This is a genomic window from Allobosea sp., assembly GCF_036675845.1.
Lineage (GTDB): Bacteria > Pseudomonadota > Alphaproteobacteria > Rhizobiales > Beijerinckiaceae > Allobosea.
Map to the genome: position 1 here is coordinate 1 of NZ_JAKFED010000139.1, position 25,648 is coordinate 25,648.

General features: G+C 68.0%; 20 protein-coding genes. 6 read left to right on the forward strand and 14 right to left on the reverse strand.

All coding sequences use genetic code 11. The features are described from left to right. Window positions 1-70: 70 nt before the first annotated feature. The gene (locus V6M56_RS14510; RefSeq protein ID WP_332684817.1) at window positions 71-973 is read right to left on the reverse strand and encodes a LysR family transcriptional regulator; all 903 of its coding nucleotides are present in this window, start codon (window positions 971-973) and stop codon (window positions 71-73) included. A gap of 171 nt (window positions 974-1,144) precedes the next feature. Here V6M56_RS14510 and V6M56_RS14515 point away from each other — a divergent pair, with 171 nt between their 5' ends. The 5 genes from V6M56_RS14515 to V6M56_RS14535 all read left to right on the forward strand — a co-directional run bounded on the left by V6M56_RS14515 (window position 1,145) and on the right by V6M56_RS14535 (window position 6,495). Further along, window positions 1,145-2,572: an FAD-dependent oxidoreductase gene (locus tag V6M56_RS14515; protein ID WP_332684818.1), complete on the forward strand. Its 1,428-nt coding sequence runs from the start codon at window positions 1,145-1,147 to the stop codon at window positions 2,570-2,572. Between the two features lie 122 nt (window positions 2,573-2,694). Next, window positions 2,695-3,750, forward strand: coding sequence for an ABC transporter substrate-binding protein (locus V6M56_RS14520; protein WP_332684819.1), 1,056 nt, complete (start codon window positions 2,695-2,697; stop codon window positions 3,748-3,750). 50 nt (window positions 3,751-3,800) lie between these two features. After that, window positions 3,801-4,607, forward strand: a complete 807-nt coding sequence (locus V6M56_RS14525) for an ABC transporter ATP-binding protein (protein ID WP_332684820.1) — start codon at window positions 3,801-3,803, stop codon at window positions 4,605-4,607. Then, complete coding sequence (locus V6M56_RS14530; RefSeq protein WP_332684822.1) at window positions 4,604-5,680, forward strand: ABC transporter permease; 1,077 nt, start codon at window positions 4,604-4,606, stop codon at window positions 5,678-5,680. The genes V6M56_RS14525 and V6M56_RS14530 overlap by 4 nt, the downstream gene beginning before the upstream one ends. A gap of 65 nt (window positions 5,681-5,745) precedes the next feature. Then, on the forward strand, window positions 5,746-6,495 hold the full coding sequence (locus V6M56_RS14535) for an SDR family NAD(P)-dependent oxidoreductase (protein WP_332684823.1): 750 nt from the start codon (window positions 5,746-5,748) through the stop codon (window positions 6,493-6,495). 10 nt (window positions 6,496-6,505) lie between these two features. On the opposite strand, the gene V6M56_RS14540 is transcribed toward V6M56_RS14535, so the two are convergent. The 13 genes from V6M56_RS14540 to V6M56_RS14600 all read right to left on the reverse strand — a co-directional run bounded on the left by V6M56_RS14540 (window position 6,506) and on the right by V6M56_RS14600 (window position 24,519). Then, window positions 6,506-7,540, reverse strand: coding sequence for a GSCFA domain-containing protein (locus tag V6M56_RS14540; RefSeq protein WP_332684824.1), 1,035 nt, complete (start codon window positions 7,538-7,540; stop codon window positions 6,506-6,508). A gap of 95 nt (window positions 7,541-7,635) precedes the next feature. Then, window positions 7,636-9,045 carry a polysaccharide pyruvyl transferase family protein gene (locus tag V6M56_RS14545; protein WP_332684825.1) on the reverse strand — a complete coding sequence of 470 codons (1,410 nt, stop codon included), beginning with the start codon at window positions 9,043-9,045 and terminating at the stop codon, window positions 7,636-7,638. Then, window positions 9,042-10,235, reverse strand: a complete 1,194-nt coding sequence (locus V6M56_RS14550) for a hypothetical protein (RefSeq protein ID WP_332684826.1) — start codon at window positions 10,233-10,235, stop codon at window positions 9,042-9,044. The genes V6M56_RS14545 and V6M56_RS14550 overlap by 4 nt, the downstream gene beginning before the upstream one ends. 134 nt (window positions 10,236-10,369) lie before the next feature. Further along, window positions 10,370-11,560, reverse strand: coding sequence for a polysaccharide pyruvyl transferase family protein (locus V6M56_RS14555; protein WP_332684827.1), 1,191 nt, complete (start codon window positions 11,558-11,560; stop codon window positions 10,370-10,372). A 32-nt stretch (window positions 11,561-11,592) separates the two neighbouring features. Further along, a complete protein-coding gene (locus V6M56_RS14560; RefSeq protein ID WP_332684828.1) occupies window positions 11,593-12,903 on the reverse strand; it encodes a glycosyltransferase family 4 protein in 1,311 nt (436 codons plus the stop codon). After that, window positions 12,900-15,083, reverse strand: a complete 2,184-nt coding sequence (locus V6M56_RS14565) for a glycosyltransferase family 2 protein (RefSeq protein WP_332684829.1) — start codon at window positions 15,081-15,083, stop codon at window positions 12,900-12,902. Before V6M56_RS14565 ends, V6M56_RS14560 begins: the two co-directional genes overlap by 4 nt. Window positions 15,084-15,086: 3 nt before the next feature. After that, the gene (locus V6M56_RS14570; protein ID WP_332684831.1) at window positions 15,087-15,845 is read right to left on the reverse strand and encodes a hypothetical protein; all 759 of its coding nucleotides are present in this window, start codon (window positions 15,843-15,845) and stop codon (window positions 15,087-15,089) included. Continuing rightward, the gene (locus tag V6M56_RS14575; RefSeq protein ID WP_332684832.1) at window positions 15,842-17,095 is read right to left on the reverse strand and encodes a glycosyltransferase family 4 protein; all 1,254 of its coding nucleotides are present in this window, start codon (window positions 17,093-17,095) and stop codon (window positions 15,842-15,844) included. The genes V6M56_RS14570 and V6M56_RS14575 overlap by 4 nt, the downstream gene beginning before the upstream one ends. Then, window positions 17,092-17,925 carry a class I SAM-dependent methyltransferase gene (locus V6M56_RS14580; RefSeq protein ID WP_332684833.1) on the reverse strand — a complete coding sequence of 278 codons (834 nt, stop codon included), beginning with the start codon at window positions 17,923-17,925 and terminating at the stop codon, window positions 17,092-17,094. Before V6M56_RS14580 ends, V6M56_RS14575 begins: the two co-directional genes overlap by 4 nt. Continuing rightward, the gene (locus V6M56_RS14585; protein ID WP_332684834.1) at window positions 17,922-20,225 is read right to left on the reverse strand and encodes a glycosyltransferase; all 2,304 of its coding nucleotides are present in this window, start codon (window positions 20,223-20,225) and stop codon (window positions 17,922-17,924) included. Before V6M56_RS14585 ends, V6M56_RS14580 begins: the two co-directional genes overlap by 4 nt. 57 nt (window positions 20,226-20,282) lie before the next feature. Then, window positions 20,283-21,104 (reverse strand): calcium-binding protein, encoded by an 822-nt coding sequence (locus V6M56_RS14590; RefSeq protein ID WP_332684835.1) that lies wholly within the window; start codon window positions 21,102-21,104, stop codon window positions 20,283-20,285. Window positions 21,105-21,430: 326 nt separating this feature from the next. After that, window positions 21,431-22,786, reverse strand: a complete 1,356-nt coding sequence (locus V6M56_RS14595; RefSeq protein WP_332684836.1) for an HlyD family type I secretion periplasmic adaptor subunit — start codon at window positions 22,784-22,786, stop codon at window positions 21,431-21,433. After that, complete coding sequence (locus V6M56_RS14600) at window positions 22,783-24,519, reverse strand: type I secretion system permease/ATPase (protein ID WP_332684837.1); 1,737 nt, start codon at window positions 24,517-24,519, stop codon at window positions 22,783-22,785. The genes V6M56_RS14595 and V6M56_RS14600 overlap by 4 nt, the downstream gene beginning before the upstream one ends. A gap of 313 nt (window positions 24,520-24,832) precedes the next feature. Here V6M56_RS14600 and V6M56_RS14605 point away from each other — a divergent pair, with 313 nt between their 5' ends. Then, window positions 24,833-25,456 (forward strand): MarR family transcriptional regulator, encoded by a 624-nt coding sequence (locus V6M56_RS14605; protein WP_332684838.1) that lies wholly within the window; start codon window positions 24,833-24,835, stop codon window positions 25,454-25,456. Window positions 25,457-25,648: the final 192 nt, after the last annotated feature.

Genomic DNA, 25,648 nt, shown 5'->3' on the forward strand with positions numbered 1-25,648 from the left:
GCCTATCTGCTCGACCGGGAAGAGCTCGACGAGGTCGCCAGGCTCGACCGCCCCCTCGGTTGAACAAGGCTCAACCGGCCGCTGCCGCCTCCTGCCCCTGGGCGATCGCCCGCAGCAGCATGCGCTGCAGATGCTGCGCCGGCGCCGAGAGCGGCCCGTCATTGCGCGAGATGATGCCGATGGTGCGCTTGATCAGCGGCGTGGTGATCGGGATGACGCGCAATTCGTCGCTGAGCGGGATCGCCATGCGCGGCAGCACGGTGATCGCGATCCCGGTCACCACGAAGCGCACCGCCATGTTGACGCGCTGCACCTCATAGGCCCAGTCGAGCCTGTCGCCGAACTTGCTCAGACTCTCGCTCAGGATGAAGCCGTGGCTGGTGGTAGTCGAGACCCGCGCCAGCGGATGGCCGACGAGGTCGGCCCAGCTCAACTCGCTGCGCTCGGCGAGCGGATGGCCGGCCGGCACGGCGGCGACGAAATCCTCCTCGAACAGGGCGCGCGATTTCTGCGTCCAGAGCTGGGCTCCGAGGATGGTCAGGGCGAACTGGACGTCACCATTCGCGACCCGGTCGCGCAGTGCCTGGGCCGGCTCGTCGTAGATCACGACGTTGACGCGTGGATAGCGCTGGCGGAATTCGCGCAGCACGCCGGGCAGGAAGCGCTCGCCGACCGAGCCGAGGCAGCCGACGCTGACCCGTTCGCGCGCCTGCCGGCCCTCCCGCTTCAGTCCTTCATAGAGCCGATTCAGTCGCATCAGCGCGTCGCGCGCCTTCGGGAAGAAGTCTTGTCCGGCCTGGGTCAGGGTCAGGCTGCGCGTCGTGCGCTGGAACAGCGTCACCCCGACATCCTGCTCCAGCTTCTTGATGCGGTGGCTGAGCGCCGTCTGCGACAGCCGCATCGCCTCGGCGGCGCGGCGGAAGCTGCCGCATTCGGCGATCTGGATGAAGGCCTCGAGCCCGGATACGTCCATCGCGCCACTTTCGATTGATCAATCTGGCTCATCAATAGACCGGTCAAATTCATTTGAACACCGGCTGGCCTTCGCCTTACGCTGGCTCAAAATCAGCATTCGCGGCGTGCGGACCGGGCCACGGCGCAGCCGCAGCGCCGTGGCCCGTCAGGGCCGGAGAGGAAACCGGATATGGGATCGATGGAAGGCGAAGGCGGACGGCTGTTCTTCCAGTCCGAGACCTTCGACACGCAGAAGCTCGACCGGCGCCCGCCCTCGAACCGCACCATTGCGGAGCCGGCGCGCGAGCTTCCCGTCCACACCGAATGCGACGTCCTCGTCGTCGGCGGCGGACCGGCCGGCACGGCCGCTGCCGTCGCTGCCGCCAGGCTCGGCGCCGATGTCGTGCTGCTCGAGCGCTACAACCATCTCGGCGGGCTCTCCACCGGCGGTCTCGTCATCTGGATCGACCGGATGACCGACTGGAACGGCAACCATGTCATCCGCGGCTTCGCCGAGGAATTGCTGGGGCGGCTGACCCGCGACATGATCGCCGGCCCGTCCCCGGCCGAATGGGGCTCGAAGGACCCCGAGCGCGTCGCCCATTGGGCCCTGCGCACCGCCGCCTTCAACGGCATGGTGACCCATTCGCCGACCCTCGACCCGGAATGGCTCAAGGCCGAATCGCTCGCCATGGTGCTGGAGGCCGGCATCCACCCGATCTTCCATGCCTGGGGAGCGGCGCCGCTGCTGGAGAGCCGGCGCGTCATCGGTTGCAGCTTCGAGAGCAAGGAGGGCCGCCGCGCCATCCTCGCCAAGGTCACGATCGACGCCACCGGCGACGGCGATCTTTATGCCCGGGCCGGCTCCGGCTTCGACACCGAGGTCGACCTGCGCGACATCCATGGCTGCATGAACACCAGCTGGCTCTTCGGCGGCGTCGACATGAAGGCGTTCCTGCGCTTCCGCTCCGAGACATCGGGGCAGTTCGCTGAGTTCATGGCGCAGGGCCGCGAGAAGCTGCGCTTCTTCGAAAAGCCTTCCGTCTCCTGGCGCGACGACATCGCGGTCTTCATGGGGCCGCGCTTCGCCGGCTATTCGGCGCTCAAGGTCGAGGATCTTTCCGAGGTCGAGATCCGCAGCCACCAGATCATGCTGGAGCATCTTGCCTTCTACCGGGCTCATGCGCCCGGTTTCGGCGATGCCTTCATCATGCTGTCGGGTCCCCAGCTCGGCGTCCGCCATGGCCGCCGCCTGGTCGGGCAGGGCAAGCTGGTGCGGGCGGACTGGGATGGCCGGATCGCGCCGGATGAGATCGGCGTCTCGCCGTCGCTCTCGCCGAAGTTCAAGAACGTCTCGGTGCCCTATGGCGCGATCGTGCCGCGCGAGATCGAGGGGCTGCTGGCGCCGGGGCGCCATCTCTCCTGCGACGCCACCAGCCATTCCTTCATGCGCGAGATTCCGCAATGCTGGCTGACCGGCCATGCCGCCGGGGTCGCAGGCGCGATCGCCGCCGATCGCGGTCTTCGCCTTGCCGAGGTGCCGATCGCCGAATTGCGCGGCAAGCTCGCGAGCCAGGGCGCCTTCCTCAACGAGGTTCGCGAGATGGCCGAAAGCTGATCGACCGGTTGTGCGGCCTGCCGGATCGGTTCACGATCCCGAACGGCGGCCGCCTGGCAAGTTCGAACCAATCCGGCGGCATCGCGGTCGCCGGCAACCAGAAGACCACGGGGAGTGAAACGATGATTGGGAATTTCGCGCGCTGGCGCAGCTTCTGGGCTGCGGCCTCCTTGATCTGGCTGGCCGGCGTCGCAGGCCCGGCTGCGGCCCAGGCGCCGGCGCTTGCGCCGCTCGACCCGCCGCAGGCGGTGCGGGTCGCCTATGTGCCGATCCTGAAGTTCGCGACGGTCTATGTCGCGGAATCGCGCGGGCTGTTCAAGAAGTACGGGCTCGACGTCAAGCTCGACACCGTCAAGTCCGGCACCGAGGCGATCGCCTTCCTCGACAAGGGCAGCGTCGATGTCGGCGGCATCTCGATCGTCGCTTCGCTCTGGGCCGCCTGGAATCGCGGGCTCGACATCCGGGTGATCGCGCCCGGCGCGCTCGACCCGATGAAGGACGGGCCGACCAAGTTCATCGTCCGCAAGGACCTGATCGACAGCGGCGCGGTGAAGACCGTCGCCGATCTCAAGGGCCGGCGCATCGGCGGTGCGGGCGGCCCCGGCAGCGGTGCCGAATACTTCATCAGCAAGGCGCTCGAGACCGCCAAGCTGACCATCCGCGACGTGCAGCTGATGAACATCGGCAATGCCGATTTGCCGGCCGCAATCGAGACGAAGTCGGTCGACGCCGTGCTGCTGAGCTCGCCCTATTCCGACCAGATCCTCAAGGCAGGAACCGGCACGCTGCTGATGCAGGACATCACCCCCGGGCTGATGACCGTCGCCTTCGTCGGCTCCGGCAAGTTCGTCAAGGAACGGCCCGAGGCCGCCCAGCGCTTCGTGCTCGCCATGGCCGAGGCCGCCCGCCTGATGCAGGGGCCCGACTATCTCTCCCAGCCCAATATCGACGCCTACATGAAGTACACCGCCTCGACCGTCGAGGGGCTGCGCACCGGGAGCCCCGCGGTCTACGACCCCAATGTCGCGATCCCCGTCGACGGGCTCGCCGATCTCGAGCGCGTGCATCGCGAGAACGGCCGCACCGAATACGACAAGCCGCTCGACATGGCGAAAGTCGTCGATACGCGTTTCGTCACCAAGGCGATCGAGCTGCTCGGCAAGGCGCCCACCAACTGAGCCGATGGCAGCGGCGCGGGCTGGCAACCCGCGCCGGAAGGAGCACGCCCATGAGCACCGCAACGCAACCGGGCGGCGCGCCGAAGATCGGCGCCCGCAATGTCAGCAAGCATTATCCGACCATGGACGGCACCATGGTCGCGCTCGAGGATTTCTCGCTCGACGTTGCCGATGGCGAGTTCGTCTGCATCGTCGGCCCGTCCGGCTGCGGCAAGTCGACCTTCCTGCGCATGCTGGCCGGGCTCGAAAGCATCTCGCTCGGCTCGATCGCGATCCGCCCGGGCGCTAGCGCCGGCAAGCCGCTGAACAGCGTCGTCTTCCAGGAATATGCGATCTTCCCGTGGAAGACGGTCGCCGACAACGTCGCCTTCGGGCTGCAGATGCGCGGCATCGGCCGCAAGGAGCGGCTCGATACCGCCCGCTACTGGCTCGACCGGGTCGGCCTCTCGAAATTCGCCGACTACTACCCGCATCAGATCTCGGGCGGCATGAAGCAGCGCGTCAGCATCATCCGGGCGCTCGCCAACGATCCGGAAGTGCTGCTGATGGACGAGCCGCTGGGCGCGCTCGACGCCCAGACCCGCGTCGTCCTGCAGGAGGAATTGCTGCGGATCTGGGAGGAGACCCGCAAGACCGTGGTCTACATCACCCACAGCCTCGACGAGGCCGTGCTGCTCGGCGACCGGGTCATCCTGATGAGCGCCCAGCCCGGCCGCCATCTCGCCACCTTCAAGATCGACCTGCCGCGCCCGCGCAGCATCGCGACGACCAACCTGCCGCGCTTCGCCGAGTATCGCGCCCAGATCTGGGAAATGCTCAGCGCGGAAGTCACCCGGGCCATGGAGGCGCAGCAATGACCGTCGCATCCGCGCGCGATCTGCCGCCGGCCCAGAGCCAGGCGGCGCCGGCCTTCAATGCCGAGCGCCGCGCCATCCTGCTGCTGGCGGCTGCCGGCCTGGCGCTCCACGCCGTGCTGGCGGCGGCCGGCCTCTGGCAAAGCTTCGCCTGGCCGGCGATCGGGGCGAGCTTCATCCTCCTGGTGCTGATCTGCGAGCGCATCGGCCGCCTCGTGCCGGTGCGCGGGCGGGCTGCCTATGAGCGCACGCTGGCGCTCGGCTTCCCGGCGCTCGTCCTGCTGGTCTGGCAGTTCGCCGGCGATTACGGGCTGATCAACCCGACCTGGTTCCCGCAGCCGACGCGGATCGCGGCCGGCCTCTGGGACATGATCGTGCGCTATGATCGCTTCTCGGGCACGAGCCTGATCGGCCGGCCCTGGCTGATCCCCGAGGTCTTCGCCGCCGACGGCATGGCCGGCGTCGGCAAGCTGCTCTCCGAGAGCCATGTGCTCGCGACGATCGGGCGCGTCTTCGCCGGCTTCGTCCTCGGTGCCATCCCCGGCATCCTGCTCGGGGTGGTGATGGGCATGAACCAGACCGTGCGGCTGATGCTCGATACCACGCTCTCGGCGATTTATGTCCTGCCCAAGATCGCGATCTTCCCGATCGTCATGCTGATGTTCGCCGACCCGTTCGGCGAGGGGCCGAAGATCGTCGTCGTCGCGCTCGCGGTCTTCATCCTGATGACGATCAACACGATGGCGGGCGTGCGCGGCATCGACAAGGTCTACCTCATGGCCGGGCAGAACTACGGCGCCAATGGCTGGCAGATGATGCGCCATGTCATCATCCCCGGCGCCATGCCGGTGATCTTCGCCGGCCTTCGCCTCGCGCTCGGCACGGCGATGATCGTCATCATCTCGGTCGAGTTCCTGCGCGCCAAGCAGGGCGTCGGCTACATCACCTTCTATTACTGGGAGGTGCTGAACCCGGAGAAGATGTATGCCGGCCTCGTCGTGGTGATGATGATGGGCGTCCTCCTCACCTATGGCCTGCAATGGCTGCAGCGCCGGCTGATGCCCTGGCAAAGGTGAGGGCGCTGCCTTCCCCGTCAGGGGGCGGCGCAGCTTCCTGACCCGATGCTTCCGGAGACCAACCGATGAAAACTGCCCTGATCACCGGCGGCGCCGGCGCCGTCGGCGCGGCTGCCGCTCGTCTGCTGGCCAGCGACGGCTTTTCCGTCGTGCTCGCCGACATCGCCCATGAGCGGGCGAAGGCGATCTGCGCCGAGATCCGCCGCGACCATGGCGTCGAGGCCGTGGCGGAGGCCGTCGACCTCAGCGATCCAACGGCCTGCCGCAATCTGATGGGCACGGTGGAACAGCGCTTCGGCCGGCTCGATTGCCTCGTCAACAATGCCGGCAAGACCGGTGCGTCCAGGATCGGAGCGGTCGACCTCGCCGCCTGGAACGCGGTCCTGGCGATGAATCTCACCGTGCCGATGCTGCTCTGCCAGGAGGCCCAGCCGCTGCTCAAGGCGAGCGGCGGCGGCAGCATCGTCAACGTCGCCTCGCGCGTCTATCTCAGCGGCACCGGTGTCGCCTACACTTCGAGCAAGTCGGGGCTGATCGGCCTGACGCGGGTGCTCGCCGTGCAACTGGGGCCGGACAATATCCGCGTCAACGCGGTGGCGCCAAGCTTCCTCAACACGCCCTTCAACACGAAGATCGTCGAAGAGGATGCCGGGCTCGCCGCCTCGTTCCGCAGGATGTCGCCGCTCGGCCGGCTCGGTACGCCTGAGGACGTCGCCGGCGCCATCGCCTTCCTGGCGTCAGAGCGCGCCGCCTTCATCACCGGCGACGTGCTGCATGTCTGCGGCGGAACCCAGCTCGCGCCGCAGCCGAACTGACGACCCCCGCTCAGGCGGCCTGCGACTGCGCTGCCGGGGTGAGATAGCTCTCCTGGAAGGTCGTCATCACCTGGGCGACCATATTGCGGGCCACGTGGAGCTGGTCTTCCTCGAAGGCGATGGCGCGCGGCGAGTTGAGCACGATCTCGTAGCTCGGGAAGTAGTCGACGAAGTCGAAGCGCCGGTAGAGCTCTTCCGCGACCGCGCGCAGCACCGATTTCGAGCCGCTATTGGCGACGATGACGTCGGCCTCCTTGAAGGTCGCGCCCAGCGGCACCGGCGAGACGGTGACGATGAAGCGCATCTCGGGATGGCAGTGCGCGCGCACCAGCTCGATGATCTCCAGCATGTCGGACAGCGTCGCGTCATAGCCGTAGTCGACGAAGCGGAAGCGCTCCGGCATCCGTGCCAGCCAGTTGGGGCCGGGGTGGATGTTCATCGCCAGCCCGGTCTGCGAATCCAGCCAGGTCTCGGTCAGGCCGAGCGTGAAGAAGCAGATGCGGGCGTCCTTGATCGTCGAGGTCGCCGCCAGCAGGCGCTGGCGGTTGGCGAAGGCCTCGTCGCGGCCGAGCAGCCTGAGGCCGCTGGCATGCGGATCGAACCATTGCCCGGACGCAAGCTCGATCAGCCCTTCGTCCGGGTAGCTCTCATCGAGGAGCACGCGCTTCAGCTCATGCGCCATCGAGCGGACCGAGTATTTGTTGAGTGCGCCGCGGGAAAGCTCGCCGCGGTTGGCGCCGCCGCCGCGCCCGCTCTCCTCGTTCCAGCTCTCGAAATGCTCGGCCGGCACGCCATGGCCGCGAAGCAGCAAAGGCAGCCCGCGCATCATCAGGATGTTCTCGACCTCGCGCGCGAAGCAGGAACCCATGGTGAAGATCGGCCAGGACGGGTCGATCGGGAATTTCGGCCGATGCTCGACCTTGAGGAAATCGCCGGTCGTCAGCCGCTCCTTGGCCATGCGCTCGGGCTTGCCCGAGATCCAGCCGCGGACCGGATTGCTGCGCATGATCGAGAGCGCCGTGCCTGCGTCGTATTCGATTTTCATCGTCCACGTCTCCTGTTGCTGGGAAAGGTCTTCGGCCTGAGGGTTGCGGTCCTTGCGGGCGCTCGCGCGCCTCTTCCTCGCCGAGGTCGCCTCGTTCACATCCGGTGGGGAACGCCGTTCTTCTCGAGGAAGTCCCGCATCCGGTCGTAGGAATGGGCGTAGCTCTTCGAAAGTCCGTTCAGCGCCGCCTCCTGGTAGACGGCGCGCCAGCCGCCCTCGGCGAGCGCTGCCTCCGGAACGATGGGGATCTTCAGCGTTTCGGCCAGTTCCTGGCTGCGCGTGTCATAGGCGACGAGCACGCCCGGCACGCCATGCGCCACCGCCGGCAGGACGCCGTGGACGCGGTAGCCGACCGCAAGGTCGAGGCCTTGCGCGAACTGGTCGTAGTGCTCGACATCGAAGAAGGAGAAGAGCTGCTTCTCGTAGATCCGGCGCATCGCCTGGTCGTCCGGCCCGTCCCACCATTTGGTCCGGACGAACTCGGCAACCGCCTTCTGCTTCGCCGCCTCGTCGCGCAGGAAGAAGGCCTTCTCCTCCTGCTCGCCATGCGAGGACATCACCATCTCGCTCTGGCCGTCGACCTTGAGCAGGGCGGCCTTCTGCTTGCGCAGATAGGCTTCGGGGTCGGCGGTGTAGCTGTGGTCGGCCTCGCGCCTGAGGCTGAAGGCGACCTTGCGGATCTCGCGCTGGTCCGGCACGCGGATCTGCAGATCGCGATTGCGGGTGCGGAAGATCGAGGGGCAGCCGACCACCTCGACGTTTTTGATGCCGTTCTGGCGCAGCGTCTCGGCCGAGAAGGCGCCGCGCACGCCGATCGCGGCGGAGCGCTCGGCGACGATCGACCAGAAGCGCCTGGAGCCCTCCGAAAGCTCGATCTTCCGGTTCTGGCTCGCCTGCGCGCCGACGCCGATGGCGTAGACCGGCAGCTTCACTCTCTCCAGCACCTCGACGGCCCGGAACCACTCCATCTTCTCGTGGATGAAGTTCGAGCCGCGCACGAAGACATAGTCGAACTCGCTGGCATAGCGCTCGATGTCGGCCTCGGTCGGGCTCATGATCTTCATCGGCTCGAGATGCGCATAGCGCAGGAGCTTCAGTGTCGAGTCGTAGACGATCATGTCGCCGATGTTGAAATAGTCGGCGAGCAGCTTCTCCATCGGCGCGCGGTACCAGCGCACCTTGTCGTGCTCGTAGACCTCGCCGGCGGGGTAGACCACCAGCGCCCGCAATTTGGTCTCGGTCGCGATCGGACGCAGGTTCGAACCCGGGGCGAGCGCGCCCGTTTCTGCGTCGGCGACCGCGACCGAGTGGGGGCGCCCACCGGGCAACCTTGGCAGCGGAATGGTCAGCTCGGCCTGGCTCGCATCGCCGGCGACCAGGGCGGCGGAGTGGATCGTGGCGTAGTCGTTTCCGTCGAGCTTCAGGGTCAGCGCCGGCCAGCTACCTTCCGGTTTGCGGGTGACGGAGACGACGATCTCGTTGGTGGTGGCGCGCAGGATCTTCACGGTGTGCTCCGCTGGGTTTCCGGCACGATCCGCACCTTGACGCGTACCAGGTCGCGCTGTGGCCCGACCTTGCAGTCGGCGACGCGCATCTTGCTCATGAACAGAAAGGCCTCGTCGTCGGTCGTCTCGAAGTTGCGCGAGGACGAATCGGGGTCGGCGACGGCGCCATAGGCATAGCGCTGCTTGTCGCCGCAGTTCTTGCTCCACATCGTCGGGTGGACCATCAGCGTCTGCAGCGGTGACCAGCGCTTGAGGTCGCTGGACCAGCTATAGGCGACGCGCCCGCCGGTGATGCCCTGGCTCGGGTCCGGGCCGAGATGGAAGATCGCCAGCCATTGCCCGCTCGCCTCGTGCCGGGTGACCGAGCCGACCGTGGTCGGCAGCGGCTTGAGCGGCTGGCAAGGCTTGGCCTGGCTGACATCTTCGCGATAGGGGTCGAGCGCGCGGATGCTGAAATCGCTGCCGTCATAGGCCCGCCAGGCGGTCGCGTCCTTGATGTCGGTCGTCCGGAACAGGCAGACGCCGCTCTTCTGGCCCTCGCCGCCGGTGGTGGCGATCAGTGCATACCAGGCACCGTCCTTCTGGACGATGTTGGACGGGTTGAAGAAGCCGCGATGCCGGCCCTGGCCGACATCCTGGCGGAAGGCCGGCGCGGCGATCAGCGTGCGCGGCTCGTCGGTCTTGAAGCTGCGCCCGCCATCGTTCGACCGGGCGGCCGTCACGACATTGTACCAGCAGCTCATCGCGTCCTTGAAGCGGCAGGCGCCGGCATGCTTGTCGGCATGGTACTCGGCGTGGATCAGTGCCTGGACCTGGCGGCCATTGCCGGTCCAGGTCGCCGCGATCCAGCTCTTGTCGCTGAATTCGGCCGGGTCCGCGCTGTTCTTGGCCTGGAAGGAGATCGCGCAGCTCTTCCTGATCGAGGCGAGGTCGCCGCCGATCAGCGGCCGGCCGCGATGATGGCTGGCGAAGGCGACCACCTCGCCCTTGTCGTCGCGGAAGGCGCGCAGCGGCGCGTCCGGCACATCCCACTCCTCGCAGCGTTCGCCGGCCCAGGAGACGACCGTCTCCTCCTGCGCATCGGGCGCCACGACGAGCCGGTAGCCCGGCGCCTCTGCGAGCGCGGCGAAGGGCGTGGCGAGCAGCAGAAATGTTGTCGCCGCCGCGGCTCCGCGCAGCGCTGAACCCATGCCGGTGCATTGGACCGCTCGCAGCCCCTTCGGCCTTGCCGATGAGGCGCGGGAGCCCTCTCCCCCGTTCCGGGGGAGAGGGCTTGTCGCGGTTCCGCAGCCTCGACGAAGCACGATCTGTGTATGCTGCAACCTCATGCCACCTTCCGCTCGGGCTCGGCGGCAGGCTGGGCCCCAGACTTGGCCATCTTGTGGTCGACCTTGTTCTCGCTGAGGAAGGCGCTCATCGCCCGGTAGACGCTGCCATAGGCTGCGTTGAAGCGGTCGAAGCGGGCCTGCTCCCAATATTCCTCCAGCCTGAATTCCTTGCTGTCGAAGACGTCGACGCTGGGAATCCGGAAGGTCTCGGCGAATTCGACGGTCCGGCTGTCATAGGTGAAGTAGATCGACGGCGTGCCATTGGAGAGCGCCATCAGATTGCCGTGCAGCCGGTAGCCGAGCACGAGGTCGAGCCTGCGCACGAGCTGCTCGTATTCGGCGACCACGTCCGAATAGAACATCCGGTTGCGGTAGAGCTCGTCCATCTGCGGGTCGAGATACCATTCGGTCGCCCAGGCGTTCTCACGCAGGGCGGCCATCGCCTCCTGCTTCTGCGCGGGCGTACCCAGCGCGAGCTTCTTCTCCTCGATCTCGCCCTGCGCCATCAGCGTGACCTCGAAGCGCGCCGCCATCGCCTTCACCAGGTCGCGGTGGAAGGTCAGGTAGCGGCCGATGTCCTTGGCATAGGCCTTCGAGACCTCGCGGCGCAGCGTCACGCCGACCTGTTTGACGCTGTCGAGCGCCGGCAGGCGGATGGCGAGGTCCGGCTTGTTGTTGCGGAAGGCGGTCGGGCAGCCGATGATCCGGACATTCTTGATGCCGAGCCCGTTCAGCACCTCGGCCGAATAGGTGCCGCGCACGCCGACCGAGGCGGTCGAATCGGCGATCAGCTTCAGCACCGTCCTGGTGTCCTCGCTCAGTTCCAGCTTGCCGCTGACCGGGGCCTGCGCGCCGATGCCGAAGGCGATCACCGGCAGCTTCAGCCGGCGCAGCACCTCGGCGGTGCGGCCCCAGTCCATCTCGGCGTGGACATAGTTCGAGCCGCGCAGGAAGACGTAGTCGAACTCGGCGTTGAGCCGGTCGATCATGGCCGGATCGAAGCTGGCGATCGGCAGTTCCTCGAGCCGCTCGAAGTTGAGCAGCTTCAACGAGGAATCGAAGACGAAGGCGTCGCCGATATTGTGGTAGTGCTCGATGTGACTCTGCAGCTGGCTGTGCTCGTACCAGCGGACATTGTCGTGATCGTAGACCTCTCCCGACGGGCTCATGACGAGGATGCGGGCCATGGTTGCGTTCTCCCTTGTTCTGTCCGCTTTGCTCACGCGATCATCGGCGTGGCGGCGCGGTTGGCCGGAGCCGGCATGCCTCGTTCGGCGATCAGGCGCTGGTAGAGCGAAAGATGCGTCGCGGCGCAGTCGACATGGCTGAGCGGCTTCTTGATGCCGGAGCGCAGGCGCTCCCATAGCCCGGGCTCGCTCAGTGCGCGGGTCATGCAGTCGACCAGATCCTCGGGGCTGCTGGAGCGGAAATGCAGCCCGTCGACCTCGTCGGTGATCTTCTCGGCCATGCCGCCGAGATTGCTGGAGAGGATCGGCCTGCCGTGGAAGAAGGCCTCCTGGATCACGATCGGCGAATTCTCCCACCAGACCGAGGGCATCACCACCCAGTCGACCGAACGCATCAGGTTCGGCATCTCGTGGTTCTGGAAGGCGCCGCAGAAGCGCACGCGCCGGCCGGCGGCCTCGACCAGGGCGGCGAATTTGTCCTGATAGGCCTGCGGCTGGCGCTCGAGATTGCCGCCATAGACCAAAAGGACCGAATCCTCGCCCCAGACCGAGTCGGGAATCCGGGTGACGGCGTCGAGCAGCACGTCGGCGCCCTTATAGGGGGTGAGCTGGCCGAAATAGGCGAAGCGCGAACGCCGCCCGCCGGCCTCGGCCAGCGGCCGCGGCGGCGCCGCCTCGGCGACGTCGATGCCGTTCTCGATCACCGAGAAACGTTCGGCCGCCAGTCCCCATTGCTGGTAGCGCTCGGCCAGGAAGCGGCTCGGCGAGACGAAATGGTCGGCGAGATTGAGGATGCCCTTGATGAAGGTCTCGCGCGCCAGGAAGCGGGCCGGCGCGATCTCGGGGAAGCAGGCGTTGCAGTCGCTCGGCGAGGCCCGGTAGCAGAGCTTGAAGGCGCCGGTCTTCACCATCTGGCCGTGGTGATGGCAGATCGAGAGATATTCGTGGAAGGTCACGACGATCAGCGCATCGGGCAGCGTGTCGCGCACCGCGAACAGGCATTCCAGCCCGAGCCCGATGAAATGGTGGAAATGCACCACATCCGGCTTCAGGTCGCGCAGCACCCGCACGAAGTCGCGCTCGATCTCCTCCGTCGCCCGGTTCGAGAGCAGGAAGTGGTCGTATTCCTCGGCGTAGTAGAGCAGCTCGCCGCCGCGCTGGCGCAGGCTCATCAGGGCCGTGCCGGCGTGGCGCGGCGTCGGCGCGCCGACGCGGGCGAGATAATGCGTGTCGACGCTCTCGCAGGCCTGGAAACCCTTGTGCAGGTTGTAGGACGCGACCTCGGCGCCGCCGAGCGAGAAGGAGGGGTGGCCGTGCGAGACGACGAGGATACGCATGCTCATCCTCTCATGTTGGAGATGGCCAGCGCCCAGCGCCGGTCGAAGGAAGCGCGGTCGGCGAGGCTGGCGAGCACGCCGGTCGGCGGGCGCGCCGCCTCGCCGTCCTCGACCACGTAGATCTCGACCTCCGGCACCCAGAGCGACGGCGCGCCGTGCATCCTGAGCTTCAGGCAGAGGTCGAGCCCCTTTTCGCCGGTGGTGAAGTAATTGCGCGAGAAGCCGCCGGCCTCGATGAAGGCGGCGCGCGAGAGCACGCAGCATTCGGTCGCCCCGGCCGCGACCTCCATCGGGCCCAGGCTGCCGATCGCCTCCAGCGGATAGCCGACGAAACGGTTGTAGACTCGCCGCTCCGTCCCCTCGCCTTCGAGCCAGGCGCCGGCCCAGCGGATCGAGTTGTCCTCGAACAGCAGGGTAGGGCTGGCGACGCATTGCCCGCCGCGGCCGCGATAGGCCCGCTCCAGCCGGCCGAGCCAGCCGGGCATGCGGATCTGGGCCGCGCCGGAGAGCAGGGCGGCGGTCTGGAAGCGGCAGGCGCGCAGGCCCGCTTCCAGCGCGTCGCAGCTATCCTCGACGCCTTCGACCAGCACCAGCCGGATCGAAAGCCCGTAGAAGCGGGCAAGCCGCCTCGCCTCGGCGCCGAGCCGGTCGAAGCTCTCGCCCGGCGCCGCCACCACGATCGGCAGCCGCCGCACTTCCGGGTCGATCGCGAGCAGGGCGAACAGGCTGGAAAGCTCGCGCTGGCGATGGTCGAGCCCGATGACGAGGCCGAGCGCCGCATCGGCGTTGAAGCTGCCGATGTCGTGGCTCTCGACTGCCCGCGGCGGCGCGATCTCGGCAGCCTGCAAAGCGGGGGCGATCTGCTTCTCGACGACCGAGGTCGCGGTGGAAGAGCGCGGGTCGAGCAGGCCGAAGACCCGCTCCAGCGCGCGGCGCGCCGGCGCTCGCCCCGGGGTGAGCGGCAGGAAGGCCGGGCCCTGGCCCTCGATCTCGAACTCGATATAAAGCGGCTGCCCCGGCTCGGGATCGAGCTTCGGCGCGAAGACGATGAAGCCATGGCTGTTGCGGCTGCCGGCCAGCGCCGGGCCGAAGCGCGGGTCCTCAAGGAAAGCCGCCGCGACGTCCGGCCGCGACACCCGTGTCCAGGACTTGTCGAGCGGGCAGGATTGCGAGCCGCTGCGCAGGGTCGCGGCGGCGACCTTGCGCTCGGGGTCGAACAGCCAGCCGATGATCAGGACGCCGGTGCCTTCGACGATCGTGGCGTCGTCGATGCCGGCACGCACCGGCTGCTCGAGCAGGCAGACCGTGTCGCGCCCGTCGAAGCGCTGCGAGGCGCGCTTGAGCTTCTCGCTGGTCGCCGGCGGCGCGCTGCCGCGCTGCAGCCCGTCGCGCAGATGGCCGGGCACGGTCACCGGCTCGAGCAGGACATGGCGCTCATAGACCTCCAGCGCCCGCCAGCCGTCATTGCCGCGGAAGAACAGCCGCTCGATCTCGCTGGGATGGCGGATCTCGCACTCCTCCAGCAGGCCGAAGAAGCCGCGCGCGCCCTCGCCGAGATCGTCGCGCTCGAAGATGCCGGCCTCCAGCACGGCGGGCGAGAGCCCGCCATGGGCGATCAGCAGCTGGGTTCGGCCGGCGGTGAAGTTCGAGGTCCAGCCCTGCACGAAGACGCCGTCATCCTGCGGCCCCATCACCTCGATGAAGCCGCCGGGCTTGGCCACCGATTGCAACAGCATGCCGACGGCGCGCAGCCGCCGCGGATTCGATTTGCCGGCGAGCAGCACCTCGAGCAGCCCGTCGACCACGGTCGGGAAGGACTGGCCGGCCTCGTCGGCCAGCGCCGCGAGGAAGGCCTGCAAGGGCAGGGGCTTGGCCGCCAGGATCAGCCGCAGCGGCCGGCCGGGCCGGCCGAGCAGGATCGCGCCGCCGCCGGCGCGGTCGGGCGAGGGGGCCGGCGCCAGGCACAGGAAGCCGACGGCCTGCGAGGCATCGGCCTGCGGCCGGCGCCAGGTCAGCGCCATGGTCTGCACCTTGTTGCGCGGGTTGCCGTCGACCGCGACCGGCACCTTGCCGGGGATGGCGTCGCAGGCACTCATGATCAGGATCGCGTTCTCGCCGAGCGGCGTCCAGGCCACGGTCGGCGCCGGGCTGACCCTGGTCTGCTGCGGGATGATGACCTCGTTCATCGCTCAGCCTCCGGTCAGCGTCACGGCGAGGGTGACGAAGGAGAGCAGCGCGGCGAGGCCGGAGAGGAAGCCGAGGATGACGGTGACCTGCCGCAGCGGCGCCCGTGCTTCCTTGCGGATCGCGACCAGCCGGTCGTCGAAGCTCTTCAGCGTCTGGTCGAAGCGCATCTGGAAGACGTCGAGCTCGGCCAGGCGGGCGGCGATCGAGACCTTGCCCTCGGCTTCGTCCGACTGCTTCGCCTCCTGCTCGCGCAGGCGGTACTCCGTCAGCCGCAGGCCGAGCTCGCCGACCTTGTCGAGCAGCTCCTTCTGGGTCAGCTGCGAGCGCCTCTGCAGCGCGATCAGCGCCTCGACCCGGTCGAAGAAGCGCGCCAGCGGCACGGCGATGGCAGCTTCCGCCGCGAGTTCGGCCGGCGGCGGCAGGCGCAGTTCGAGCTCGGCGCCGGTGCTCGGCGAGACGCCGACGATGACAAGATCGGCGCGCGCGGCGGCGACGCGATCGTCGAGTTCCATGGCGAAGGCGTGCCTGCCGTCGCCGATGCCGTTGCGGCGCAGGTCGATGCGGCTCTGATCGGCGATCGCCTCCTGCACGGGGACGCCGCCGCGCAGCAGGCGCACCACCAGCCGCTCCTCCGGCCTCGCCTCGTCCCAGATCCAGCCATGCAGCCGGTTGCCGTCGAGCGCATCGACGCGGCCGTTGAGGCGCGCCGGCGTGATCTCGGCCACGGCGGCGCTGTCCTCGGAGTTCTGCGTCATTGTCATGCCGCCTCCGCCAGTTTGAGCCGGTCGAACAGCGCGAGATGGGCCTGCGCGCAGTCGGCCATGCCGGGTTGGGGTTTGATGTTCTCGACCAGCCGCTGCCAGAGCCCGTCCTCGCTTGCGGCGCGCCGCAAGGTGGCGGCGAGCTGGCCGGCGTCGCCCGGGCGCGCATGCAGCCCGTCGACGCCGTCGCGGACCATCTCGGCCATGCCGCCGATGCCGCTGGCGATCACCGGCCGCCGGTGCTGGAAGGCTTCCTGGATGACGAGCGGGGCGTTCTCGTACCAGATCGAGGGCATCACCACCCAGTCGATCTCGGCCATCAGCCCCGGCATCTCCTCGCGGCGATAGGGGCCGCTATGGATGACGTTCGCGCCGGCCTCGGCCAGCGCCTTGTCCAGAGCGGAGGTGAAAGCTTCACTCTGGAACGGCGCGCCGCCATGGATGCGCAACTCGATGCCGGGCTCGCCGGACTGGTGCAGCAGCTTTGCCGCCTGCAGCAGCGGCAGCACGCCTTTCCAGGGATTGAGGTTGCCGAAATAGCCGAAGCGGCTGCGGGCGCCATGGGTGTGCCGGTGCGGGGTCGGCAATTGCGCCGGCCGCGCATTGGCGACGACCTCGATCTTCTCCGGCGAAAGCCCCCAGTCGATATAGCGCTGGCGCAGGAAGCGGCTCGGCGCAATGAACCGGTCGACGGCGGAAAGATGCGTCTTCAGGAAGCGCTCGCGCAGCAGGAAGCGGTCGGCGCCGATCTCGGGGAAGCAGGAATGGCAGGCGGCGGGCGTCGCGGCCGTGCAGCGCTGCCGGTCGCCGGCGCGGACCATCAGCCCGTCATGATGGCAGATCGGGTAATAGTCGTGCAGCGTCATCACCAGCGTGGCCTGCGGCAGCAGGCGCCGTGCCAGCGCCAGGAACTCTGCGCCGATCAGCACGAGATGGTGGACATGGATCACGTCCGGCCGGAACTCGGTGAGCAGCGTGCCGAGATCCTGCAAGGTGCCGTAATGGTCGATCTGGCTGAGATGGAAGCGGTCGAAATGGCCGCTCCACAGCAGGAGGTCGCCATCCTCGCCGGTCGCCTGGAAGGCGGTGCCCGGATGCGGCTCGCGGTGGATGGCGTTGGTCGCGCCGAGAAACAGCACCTCGCAGCCCTGCTCGCGATAGGCCTGCGCCAGGTCGTGGGCGAAGATCTCCGTCCCGCCCGGATGCAGCGCGGGATGGTTGTGGGCGACGACCAGGATGCGCCGGCTCATCGCGCCGCTCCCGGCTTCACCGCGATCAGCAGGTCCTGGTAATGCGCCGCGCTGACGCCGCGCCAATGGCCGGGGCTGAGCCGCTCGACCGCAAGCCCGGCCTCGGTTGCCCGTTCGAGCAGGAAGCTGGCGTCGATGCCGGCGGCGGCGAGCGGCGCCTCCTCGATCGCATACCAGCCCGGTCCCTCGCCCCAGCGCCGGAACTGCAGCCGCTCCTGGCCGCTGCGCTCGCCGTCGATGGCGAAGGCGGTGAGGAAGAGCCGGCCGCCCGGCGCCAGCAGGCGCGCCGCCTCGTTGAGATAGACTACGAGCTCATCGGGCGGCAGATGCGTCGCCACCGAGGTCATGGTGATGAAGTCGAAGCTTTGGTTCGGGAAGCCGAACTGCACCTCGATGCCGGGCAGCGAGCCCTGCGGGTTGTAGAGCGGGTGGGCGATGTCGAGGCGCTGGAAGTGGAAGCGCGGATAGGCCGGCGTGATCGTCTGAGCGCACCAGAGGATGCCGTCCATCACCGGATCGACGCCGTCATAGCTGCCGCGCTCGGGGTCGAGATACTGGGTCAGCGGCACCGCCATGCGGCCGATGCCACAGCCGATGTCGAAGACCCGCTCATGCGGCTGCAGCCGGCCGAGCCTGACGAAATGGCCGAGGAACTCCGCCCCGATCGCGCGATAATCGCCGTCGCCGACGAAGATCGAGTCGGGCGGCGGATGCGGCAGGAAGCGGTTGCTCTGGAGCTGGCGCATCAGCCAGTCGAGCTCCGCCGCCGCCGGGTCGAAAGCCGGGGCCGGTTCCAGCGGGTTCTGTCTCAAGGCCAAGGTCGCCGTCATGCCGCTGTCGCTCTCCGGAGGTTAGCGCGGGAAAGGAACTGGGGCTCGTGCGGGAACGCCTGTTCCGGCCTCGGAGCGACCACTGCGCCGGCAGGGCCGTCGACGGCGGTCATCAGCGCCTCGATCTGCTGGTCCCAGCGCCTGGTCTGGAGCCAGGCATTGTGCTGCGAGGCGACGCCGCGGGTGTAGTCGAGGCTCTTCGAGATCGACTGGCGCTCGAGATGGTAGAGCGCAACGCCGGGCACATAGACGATGCCGAGCCCGGCCCGGCCGATCTTCAGGCAAAGATCGCTGTCCTCGTAATCGCCGATGACATAGCCATCGTCGAAGCCGCCGACCTCGAGGAACAGCGTCCGCGGCAGCACGATGCAGGCGCCGGTGACGCCGGGCACCGGCCGCTCGACATTGGCCGGGCCGTAATTGCCGGGCATGCCCTTGAAGTAATGATGGTTGAGCCAGGTGCCTTTGCTGTCGCGCTTGAAGTAGAGCCCGGCATGCTGCAACGAACCGTCGTCATAGAGCAGTTTCGGACCGACCGCGCCGATGCGGTTGTGCCGGTCGAGCCTGCGCACCAGCGCCGGCAGCCAGCCGTCGCCGGCCGGGATCACGTCGGAATTGACCAGCGCCAGCGCCTCGCCGCGGGCCATGGCGGCGCCGGCATTGCAGGCGGCCGAGAAGCCGCCATTGCGGCCCATCACCACGAGCTGCATCGGCAGGCCGTAGGCAAGGAACAGCCCACCCAGCAGATGCGCGACCTCGGCCTCGTGCTCGGGCGAATCGAGCACATAGATCAGCTCGGCCTCGCCGGCGAACCAGGCGTCCGCCGCGAAGGCGGCGATCTGGATGCGCAGGAATTCGTAGACGCGATAGAGCGGGATCACCACCGAGACGGCCGGGTTGGGCGGCCCCTTGCCGAAACGCTTCAGCCGCGCTTCGGGCAGGCTCTCGCGCAATTGCTGCTGGCAGGCGGCCAGCACCGGCGCCAGCGTCCGCTCCAGGATTTCGGCGCTGAGATGCTGCGGCGGGATGGCGGCCAGCACCCGTGCCCGGATGGCGACCGTATCGGCCGGCTGCAGCGCCGGCCGCAGGGAGAGCGAGGTGCCGGATCTCAGCCGGAGCTCGGCCCGCGGCTGCAGCACCGGGGCGCCGCCGGCATAGCCCGGCACCAGCGCGGCGAATCCGGTCGCCGGCCTCGCTCCGCCGCTTGCGACGCCGGGCAGCAGCGCCGGGAAGCGTTCGAGCCGGTCGAGGATCGGCGTCGGCTCGCCCTCGCCGCGATGCAGCAGCAGCTCGTCGAGCAGGCCCTCGGGGTCGCGATACCAGCCGCCGAGCAGCAGCCCGGCCGGGGTCGAGACGGCGAGATCGAGCTCGGCCGAGGGCAGGTCGTCATTGCGCCGCACATTCTGGACGGCGAGCGGCAGGCGGCGTTGCATCTCGATGGCCAGCAGCCGGCCCTGCTCGGACAATTCGGAAAGCTGCTCGACCAGCCAGCTCCGCAAACCGTCGCGGCTGCTCGCCTTGCCGTTCCACCAGCGGCCGAGCGAGGGGATGGCGGGGCGCGCCGAGACGGCGCGGACGACGAGGCCGGAATCGCCCTGCAGGATCAGCAGTCCGCCGGCCTGCGCCGGGAATTCGTCGACGATCAGGTGCAGCGGCCGCACCCCGGCACGGTCGATGGCTCCCAGCCGCGGCCGGCAGGCGAGGCGGGAAAGGCCGCCGCCATCGAGCCGATAGGCGCCGCGCAGCGCGGCGAGTCGGCCGGGGGCCGAGGATTCGATCAGCACCTTGCCTTCGCCCAGCCGCGCGACCGGGGTGGCGGGGGCGGGGTTGCGGGCCAAGAGAAGCAGGAACTGGCGCAGGAAGGTCAGGTAGCTCGCGGTCTCGCCGAGGCCGAACAGGCTCGGCCAATGGCCGATCAGCGCGTTGGCGAGCATGCGCCGCGCGGCCGGCGTGGTGCCGTGCGCGATCTCGCCGGCTTCGGCCATGGCGTGGACGAGGTCGGGATCGAAGCGCGCGGTGATATCGCCGCCCGGGCCGTCATCGGACAGCGTTGCGACGAGCTCGCCTTGGCCGGCATGGCGGAAGGCGACGACGACGCGCATGCGTCCGTCGCCGAGGCCGAGTGCCAGCGAGGCCGAGGCCAGCCGCTTGCCGCGGGCAGCGAGCGCGATGCCGGGGCGGGCGAGCACCGGGGCGTCGATGGTCCAGCTCAGCAGGAAGACGGAGCCGCTCAGCCGCGAGAGGTGCAGCTGCGGGCTCAGGCCGTCCGCGATGGGCGCAGGCGCGAGGGTTAGCATCATGCGAGATCCGGCAGGGAAGGGGGGCGGCACCGGCCGCAGGGCCGGTGCCGCGTTTCGTCAGGCCACCGTGAAATAGGAGCCCGGGTCGCTCTGGACGTCTTCGGCGGTGACGCCGACCAGGGTCAGCGTGTCGCCGTCGCCAAGGTCGATGACGGTGTTGCCGCCAACCGTGGTCGCACGGGCCGCCACGTCCTCGGCCGAGCCGATATCGGTGCCGTTGATGCCCGAGGCGATCTGCAGAACGTCGGAGCCGGCCTCGAAATCGAGCACGACATCGTTGCCGCCGCCGCCACTGAAGACGAAGGTGTCGCTGCCGGCGCCGCCGGAAAGGACGTCGTCGCCCGCTCCGGCGAAGAGCAGGTCGTCCCCCGCGCCGCCCTGGAGCACGTCGTTGCCGGCGCCGCCATCGAGGACGTCGTTGCCGGCGCCGCCCTGGAGCAGGTCGTCGCCCTTGCCGCCCTGGAGCAGGTCGTCGCCATTGCCGCCCTGCAGGACGTCATCGCCTTGGCCGCCCTGCAGGATGTCGTTGCCTTCGCCGCCGCGCAGCACGTCGTCACCGGCATCGCCGCGCAGGATATCGTTGTCGGCGCCGCCGGAGAGGACATCGTCGCCCCTGCCGCCGAACAGGGCGTCATCGCCGGCATCGCCGGAGAGGACATCGTCCCCATTGCCGCCGAACAGGGCATCGTCGCCTTCGCCGCCGGAGGCGAAGTCGTCGCCGTTGTCGCCATAGATCAGGTCGTCGCCGTCCTCACCGAAGATGGAATCGTCCCCATTGCCGCCCTTGGCGATGTCATCGCCGGCGCCGGCGTTGATCACATCGCTGAACCGGCTACCAATCAAAAAGTCGTCGAATGCACTTCCTTCGATCGTGGCCATTTGTCATCTCCTCGGTATTTTGGGAGCACCACCAGCATTGCGGATCACGGCCGCGTGAGGCGCTGGATCAAGGTGCGTTTCCGATGACGGCTAAAGAAGGCGTCATCGCTCGACGGTCGGAAGACTAGCCAATATATGCGACGCAGCAAGGAATTTATTGTGACCTTTTTGCGATGCAATATGGTTTTAGACTTTTAATATACTAGTGAATGATGGAATTCAAACCGATGTTGTTTCAGATTTTGAAGTGTTTATAGATTCATTCCGATCCCGAATTCGGTTCGAATTCGCCGGATCGGCGCAAGCGTTTGGTCGGGCTGGTGAAATCAATCCTCCCGGAAGGCACGGTTGAAGCTGTCCTTGAAGGGCGAGAGCAGGTAGTCGGCGGCGAAGCGCCTGCCGTTGACGATCAGTACCTCGGCCGCCATGCCGGCATGGAGCGTGATCTTGTGCTCGCTCAGGCTCTCGGGCGTGATCTCGGCGCGGACGATGAAGTAGGCGTTGCCGGTCTTCTCGTCGATGAGCTGGTCGGCCGCGACATAGCTGACCTTCGCCAGCAGCGGCGGCAGCAGGCGCGCATTGAAGGCGGTCAGCCGGATCCGCGTCTCGGCGCCGACCCGCACCGAATCGATGTCGCGCGGATCGACCTTGGCTTCGACGATCAGCGGCTCCTGCTCGGGCACGATGTCGAGGATCGGATCGCCCGCCGCGATGGCGCTGCCGGCGGTGCGCATCCGGATATTGGCGACGATGCCTTCCTGCGGCGCCGTGACGACGAGCCGGCGCAGCACATCCTCGGCCTGGACGATGCGCTCGACCACCTCGGAAAGCTGGAGCTGGCTGTCCTGCAGGTCCTTGGCGATCTCGCTCTGGCGCTCGAGGCCGATCGAGAGGATCTCGAGATTGGCGCCGGCGACCGCCTGCTCGGCCTTGGCCTTGCGGGCGGCGATCTCGCCGGCGCGGCCACTGAGCTCGCTCTGCTTGGTCTGGAGCTCGACGAGCTGGGAGCGCTTGGCGTAGCGCTTCTCGTAGAGATCGGCGACCGTGCGCACCTCCTCGTCGATCAGCGTGCGCTGGTAGCGCACGGCGTCGATCTGGGCCTGGAGGGCCTCGGCCTCGGCCTGATGCTGCTCGATCACGCGCCGCTGGATGCTGACCTTGCCGTCATGGACCTTCGCCCGGGCGTGGAACAGCGTCCGCTCGGCGGTGATGACCTCGCGTGCGATCGGCGTATGGGCCTCGTCGATATCCTTTGGGAAGGTGATCTGCGGGAGGTCGCCCTGCTCGGCCTTGAGCCGGGCGAGCTTCGCCTCGAGGCCGACGCGCTTGCCCTGCAATTGCTGCAGCTCGGCGCGCGCGTGGGCATCCTCCAGTCGGAGCAGCGGTTCGTCCTTGGCGACACGCTCGCCTTCGGCCTTGAGCAGCATCTTCAGGATGCCGCCTTCGAGATGGCTGACGGTCTTGCGCTTGCTGTCGACGATGACGGTGCCGATGGCGACCGCGGCATTGTCGAGCCGGGCAGTGATCGCCCAGGCGCTGAAGCCGCCGAAGCCGATCGCCACGGCGGCGACGCCGGCGAGGATGAGGTTGCGCAGCGAGGGGGTCCGCTCCTCGGGCTCGGCCTCGGGCGCCAGCGGCACCAGGGCGGTGCCGGGTTTGCGCAGCATCGGCAATTTGCTCATGCGCTGACCTCGCGGACGGTGGGCTTTGCCGATTCGAGCTCGACCACGCCGCCGGGGGTGATCATGCCGGCGATGGCCGAGCGCGGGCCGAACTGCGCGACGCGGCCGTCGCGCAGCACCAGGATCTTGTCGACCACCTGCATCACCGAGGGCCGATGCGCGATGAGCACGACGATGGCGCCGCTTTCGCGGGCGGCGTTGATCGCCCGGATCAGGCCCTGCTCGCCCTCGGCGTCGAGATTGGCGTTGGGCTCGTCGAGCACGATCAGCCGCGGCGACCCGTAGAGCGCCCGCGCCAGGCCGATGCGCTGGCGCTGGCCGCCGGAGAGCTTGAAGTCGCCGTCGGCGACATTGGTGTCGTAGCCGAGCGGTAGCCGGCCGATCAGCTCGTGCACGCCGGCGATGCGCGCCGCTTCGAGGATGGCGTGCGGATCGGGCTTGCGCATCCGCGCGATGTTCTCGGCGATGGTGCCGTTGAGCAGCGAAACCGATTGCGGCAGGTAGCCGACCATGGCGCCGAAGGAGCCGCGCTCCCAGAGATAGGCGTTGTGGCCGTCGAGATAGACGCCGCCGGCATTGGGCTTGAGCACGCCGACGAGCAGCCGCGCCAGCGTCGATTTTCCGGCGCCGGAGGGGCCGACGACACCCAGAACCTCGCCGGGCTCGAGCGTGAAGGAGACGCCCTTGATGATCGTCTGCTCGGCGCCCTGCGGCGCATAGATCGCCCGGTCGACGACGAGGTCTCCCTGCGTCGCCGGTGTCGGCACGCTCTGGCGCTGCGAGGCGCGCGCCTGCAGCAGCTCGCGTACCCGCTTCCAGGCCTGGGCCGCCGTGACCCATTGCCGCCAGTCGGTGATCATCGAATCGAACGGGGCGAGCAGGCGCCCGAGCAGGATGCTGGCCGCCATCAGCGTGCCGACCGAGACCTCGTTGCGGATGATCAGCACGGCGCCGGTCGCATAGATCGCGAGCTGCATCGTCATTCGGCTGGAGCGGGTCAGCGCGGCGATGAACTTGCCGCGGGCCATGCCGAGATCGAGATGCTCGAGCATCGCGATCTGCCCGGTGCGCCAGCGCGTCGCCAGCGCCGGCAGCATGCCCATCGCCTCGATCGTCTCGGCATGGCGCAGGCTTGCGCCGACCTCGTTGATCGAGGCGACGCCCTCTTCATTGGCTTCCTTGAGCGTCCGCCTCGTCAGCACGTCGGCCAGGAAGCCGAGGATCAGCAGTACCAGCAGCGAGACGACGCCGACCAGGCCGTAGACCGGATGGAAGGCGAATAGCACGGCAAGGAAGATCGGCGACCAGGCGGCTTCCAGCGGTGTCGCGATCGCCGAGCTCGCGATGAAGGTGCGGATGTCGTTGAGGTCGCGGATCGCCTGCGTCGCCTGGCCCGATCCGCGCTCGAGCGAGCTCGTCACCGCCGCCTGCAGCGCCGGCAGGTTGAGCCGGCGCGCGAAGATGCTCGCCATGGTCTGGAAGGTCAGCGAACGGATGAATTCGATCGCGCCATAGAGCATCAGAGCCCCGACCGCGATCACCAGCAGCATGGTCAATGTGTCGTAGCTGCGGCTGACGATGACGCGGTCCTGCACCTGCAGCATAAACAGCGGCACGGTCAGCAGCAGGATGTTGACGCACAGGCTGAGGAAGCCGGCATAGGCCAGCCCGCCGGTGAAGGAGCGCTGCAGATCCCGGATCAGGGCATCGGCGGTCGAAGTCGGAACCTTCATACATATCTCCGGGCGCGGAAGCGGCGGCTGCGCGCCTGTGATCGGGATGGCAGGTTGATTTGATGATCACGAGCTTGGCACGAAAGTCGTGTCCTTAGTATGACAGAATAGAGCTCGGGATATCTTAGATAATGTCGGGGAATATGGCGAAATAATGTGCTATTTCAAATTTTGAAACAGTTCATGACTGTAGTGTAATTGTTAAAATCTTAATGGCGTGCTATTTGGGGTGGCATGTGCTTTGCGTCTACGCTATTCGACGGGCGGAGGGATTCGCGGGGGCTGCCCATTTCGAAATCTGGCGGAGTAGGGAATGCATTTGAAACCGCATGTCGGCGATCGATTCCTAGGCAAGGCCTTCAACGGAGGGCATGGCGAGGCGGCCGGGCGCAGCGACCCTGATTCGGGTCAGGCGGCGCGTGCCCTGGTCTCGCAACTGGAGCTGGCGCGCATGATCGAGCGGGTCAGCCGGCGCTTCCTCGACTATCTTCGGCTCGAGCTGAGCAAGCTCGGCGTCGACGACATCTCGCCTTCGCAGGTGATGGTGCTGCTCACCATCGGCGCCGGCGAGATCGCGGTGCGCGATCTGCTCGACCGGGGCCATTATGTCGGCTCGAACGCCTCCTATAATCTCAAGCAGCTGGTCGAGAGCGGCTATCTCGATCGTGGCGCCTCGCCGCGCGACCGGCGCTTGGCGCGGATATCGCTCTCGCCGAAGGGGCAGTTGCTGTGCGAGCGGTTGCGCCTGCTCGACGAGGGCAGCCAGTTCGGCCAGGGGCCCGACATCGATCTCGACGCCGATCTCCAGACCACCCACGACACCCTGCGCCGGCTCGAACAATGGTGGGGCGACGCGCTCCGCTATGGAGGGATCCTGCTCGCCTCATGCACGTCCTATTCGTTCATCGTTCCGGATCTGGTCAATTCGCTCACCTGATCGCCCGCCTCGCCGCCGAGGGCGCCGAGGTGACGCTGGTCACGGAGAAGCCGGAGCGCGAACGTCCGGGCGTCCGGCAGATCGCCTACGCCGTCGGCGAGGCGGCGACGGGCCATGCCACGCTGGCGGCGACCGATTACCATGTCCGCACCGGCGAGGCGGTCGCGGCGGAGCTTTCGCGCCTGCGCCGCC

What these genes read in the sequence shown, in the direction of transcription:
- V6M56_RS14540 (WP_332684824.1), bottom strand. Translation starts at nt 7,540, where the DNA reads ATGAAAATCGAATACGACGCAGGCACGGCGCTCTCGATCATGCGCAGC.
- V6M56_RS14535 (WP_332684823.1), top strand. Translation starts at nt 5,746, where the DNA reads ATGAAAACTGCCCTGATCACCGGCGGCGCCGGCGCCGTCGGCGCGGCT.
- V6M56_RS14590 (WP_332684835.1), bottom strand. Translation starts at nt 21,104, where the DNA reads ATGGCCACGATCGAAGGAAGTGCATTCGACGACTTTTTGATTGGTAGC.
- V6M56_RS14560 (WP_332684828.1), bottom strand. Translation starts at nt 12,903, where the DNA reads ATGAGCATGCGTATCCTCGTCGTCTCGCACGGCCACCCCTCCTTCTCG.
- V6M56_RS14570 (WP_332684831.1), bottom strand. Translation starts at nt 15,845, where the DNA reads ATGACAATGACGCAGAACTCCGAGGACAGCGCCGCCGTGGCCGAGATC.
- V6M56_RS14515 (WP_332684818.1), top strand. Translation starts at nt 1,145, where the DNA reads ATGGGATCGATGGAAGGCGAAGGCGGACGGCTGTTCTTCCAGTCCGAG.
- V6M56_RS14530 (WP_332684822.1), top strand. Translation starts at nt 4,604, where the DNA reads ATGACCGTCGCATCCGCGCGCGATCTGCCGCCGGCCCAGAGCCAGGCG.
- V6M56_RS14585 (WP_332684834.1), bottom strand. Translation starts at nt 20,225, where the DNA reads ATGATGCTAACCCTCGCGCCTGCGCCCATCGCGGACGGCCTGAGCCCG.
- V6M56_RS14575 (WP_332684832.1), bottom strand. Translation starts at nt 17,095, where the DNA reads ATGAGCCGGCGCATCCTGGTCGTCGCCCACAACCATCCCGCGCTGCAT.
- V6M56_RS14520 (WP_332684819.1), top strand. Translation starts at nt 2,695, where the DNA reads ATGATTGGGAATTTCGCGCGCTGGCGCAGCTTCTGGGCTGCGGCCTCC.
- V6M56_RS14580 (WP_332684833.1), bottom strand. Translation starts at nt 17,925, where the DNA reads ATGACGGCGACCTTGGCCTTGAGACAGAACCCGCTGGAACCGGCCCCG.
- V6M56_RS14555 (WP_332684827.1), bottom strand. Translation starts at nt 11,560, where the DNA reads ATGGCCCGCATCCTCGTCATGAGCCCGTCGGGAGAGGTCTACGATCAC.
- V6M56_RS14510 (WP_332684817.1), bottom strand. Translation starts at nt 973, where the DNA reads ATGGACGTATCCGGGCTCGAGGCCTTCATCCAGATCGCCGAATGCGGC.
- V6M56_RS14550 (WP_332684826.1), bottom strand. Translation starts at nt 10,235, where the DNA reads ATGGGTTCAGCGCTGCGCGGAGCCGCGGCGGCGACAACATTTCTGCTG.
- V6M56_RS14600 (WP_332684837.1), bottom strand. Translation starts at nt 24,519, where the DNA reads ATGAAGGTTCCGACTTCGACCGCCGATGCCCTGATCCGGGATCTGCAG.
- V6M56_RS14525 (WP_332684820.1), top strand. Translation starts at nt 3,801, where the DNA reads ATGAGCACCGCAACGCAACCGGGCGGCGCGCCGAAGATCGGCGCCCGC.
- V6M56_RS14565 (WP_332684829.1), bottom strand. Translation starts at nt 15,083, where the DNA reads ATGAACGAGGTCATCATCCCGCAGCAGACCAGGGTCAGCCCGGCGCCG.
- V6M56_RS14605 (WP_332684838.1), top strand. Translation starts at nt 24,833, where the DNA reads ATGCATTTGAAACCGCATGTCGGCGATCGATTCCTAGGCAAGGCCTTC.
- V6M56_RS14595 (WP_332684836.1), bottom strand. Translation starts at nt 22,786, where the DNA reads ATGAGCAAATTGCCGATGCTGCGCAAACCCGGCACCGCCCTGGTGCCG.